This is a genomic window from Xenorhabdus entomophaga, from assembly GCF_037996725.1.
Classification (GTDB): Bacteria; Pseudomonadota; Gammaproteobacteria; order Enterobacterales; family Enterobacteriaceae; genus Xenorhabdus; species Xenorhabdus khoisanae.
In genome coordinates this window covers 1-2,691 of the sequence record NZ_JBBMXH010000207.1, presented here as the reverse complement: position 1 = coordinate 2,691, position 2,691 = coordinate 1, and the positions used below count along the sequence as shown (strand labels likewise).

At 41.8% G+C, this 2,691-nt stretch carries 2 protein-coding genes; both read left to right on the top strand.

All coding sequences use genetic code 11. The features are described from left to right. A partial coding sequence (locus tag AAC854_RS22045; RefSeq protein WP_340618968.1) for an RHS repeat domain-containing protein occupies nt 1-1,471 on the top strand: 1,471 nt, incomplete at its 5' end. A 5-nt stretch (nt 1,472-1,476) separates the two neighbouring features. Continuing rightward, complete coding sequence (locus AAC854_RS22040) at nt 1,477-2,463, top strand: hypothetical protein (RefSeq protein ID WP_340618967.1); 987 nt, start codon at nt 1,477-1,479, stop codon at nt 2,461-2,463. Nucleotides 2,464-2,691 lie beyond the last annotated feature (228 nt).

The window sequence follows — 2,691 nt, the reverse complement described above, 5'->3', positions numbered from 1 at the left end:
GACTGCCCAGCGTGCCGGGCGTAACACGGAGTTTTTTGCCGCCCATGAAGTGGCCGATATTCCCCAGCCGACACTGGCAGGCTTAGACCGGGAATATCGCTATGATGCGGCACTGAATCTGGTGGCGGCGAATGATGAGCGGCACTGGCTGCGTTATGTGGTCAATGGCAATGGACAGGTGACCTCGGTCAGCGACGGCGAACGGTTGCGTGGGCATTATCAATATGATGGGGCAGGCTACCCTTCCCGACGTTTCGACGGCTTGAATGACATCGACGGGGAACGGCTCTACCAGAAAGGCCACCGGTTGCGGCAGGTCGGGCAGCACCTGTTTGAGTTTGATGATGCCGGGCGGATGACGGCGATGCAGTTGTGGGAAGAAGGCCACCGTCCACAACTGACCAAGTTCCGCTGGGACAGCCAGAACCAGCTTATCGGCGTGCAGACCCCGGGCGGCCAGCAGTGGGACTATCGCTATGATGCCTTCGGGCGGCGCACGGAAAAAGCCTGTGAACGGTCGGGTGAGCGTACCACCTACCTGTGGGATGGCGATGTCCCGGCAGAGATTAGGGAGTACCGGCACAACCGGCTGCACTGCATCCGCCATCTGGTGTTCGACGGCTGGCAGTTACTGGCACAGCAGGTGCAGTTTTTTACCCTGAACCCGGAAAACCGCAGTGAACTCATTGCTGGCGACATCCGGACCCAGTATGCGGTGTGTGCGCCAACGGGCGAGCCGCTGGCGTTGTTTGACCCGCAAGGCCACCGGGTCTGGCGCCAGCCGCCGCAAAGCCTGTACGGGCTGCGTCTGGGCGTGTCGGGGGAAAATGCGGCACTGAATCCGGGGTTAAAATTTGCCGGGCAGTGGCTGGATGAGGAGAGCGGGCTGGTCTACAATCGGTTCAGGTATTACTCGCCGGTTGCCGGGCAATATCTGACGCCAGATCCGATTGGGTTATTGGGAGGTGAAAATCCTTATGCTTATGTGTCCAATCCGGCGTCTTGGATAGATCCACTAGGTTTGGCTAAAGTCAAAGCCAAAGGAAAAACAAATGCGCAGACGTATGAGATAGTCAAGTATATGGGAGAGGGTGAAGTCGAGGTAGTCAAAGCAGCGGGAGGAAAAATTGTACCTCATATAAGGGGAAGTGTAGCTCGTTGGGTTAACTTACCTGGAGCTAATTGGAATCCTAATAATGAAGTCTTTAGAGTTGTTTATACCATTACACAGAAAGGAATGGACATATTACAAAATGCTAAAGATTTAGAGGGCTTTTTCGTCGGAGAAGCGGGTTATAAGGATGGGGTACTATCTAAAAATACAAATGAAGCTGGTGCCAGAGGCATTGGTTATAATTTGATTAAAAATCCTGATTCTGCATTCAATAATGAAATTATAAAAGCTAGAAGTGAACAAAGCGTTAAAGGGAAATGGGGTAAGCCCAAAAAATGTTCTCATAAATTGGATTAATGAAAATGAATCTAAATGACCTATATATATATAAATTAAAAAGACTATTCAATAAAAGAGCGAATCCGATAGATAATGACGAAATACTATTTGAACAATGTGATGAAGAATTTAATGAGATTATTTCATTAAAGGTAGAAAATAATTCTGATTTTAGTCTTCATAGATGGTATGAATGTTTAAACGAGAAAAAGATACCATGCGATCTTCATTGTTATAAACCATATGATCCTTTCAATGGTTCTCTTCGTGTATTACCAAATATTTTTTCGATAACTAATAATGATTATTATCAGGGTAAAAATCTTTTTATAAGTTATTTTATTCATCAATTGAAGAGCATTGGTAGAGTAAGTGCGAAGAATAACATAGATCAATGTAAAAGTGATTTCATTAATTATCTCTTTTATGAGATTGGATTTGGAGATAATTTTGATAAAGACTTTATTGTTGAAGATGATATTCTTTATTTTATCTATGATAAAAATGAGGGAAAAAATAAAAAGGAAAAAGTAATAGATATACTGTCCTCCATGCATAAATTAGCTAAGAAATATGTAAAAAAAGGGCAGGAGGAAACTCTAATAAAAGTTAATAAATTCCATTGTGATACAATCGATTTTTTAACTTCGAATGATGAGAATTATCATCTTCCTTTTGAAGACTATAACATAGATTACACTTATCCTGATTTTTTTACTAAGAGATACTACGAGAATCAGAGTGAAATTTTTAAAGTGATAAAAGATTGTGTTTCTTCTGGGCAAGAGCGTGTAAATGTTTTTGTTTCAAAACTCATTGTAATGAATTACATATATTATGTTTTAAAAAACCAACCGGAAGAAATTTTACTCTTAAAAGAGTTTTGTGGAAAATCGAATGATTTGTTTTTTGATATTCTTTCATTTATCTTAAAAATAAGATTCTACGTTAGAAAAGAACATTTTAAAGGACTGCATCTTGGTTATTATTTATCAAAAGTAGAAATATAAAATAGCGGGTTAGAATATTAATTACATTATTGCCTTGCAAAAAAGCCGGAAAGGTCCAAAATCTTCCGGCTTTCTTCTTTGTTAAGAGCCGCTCAGTCCTTGCCCTTAGCGGCTTTTATGTAAGCGCCTAATTAACCCCACATACCTGACTGGTTAATCTTTTGTCATAGTGTGTTTTCTTTTATTGAGAAGGGGAACCACCATGACATTGACTGAAAAACAACAGCA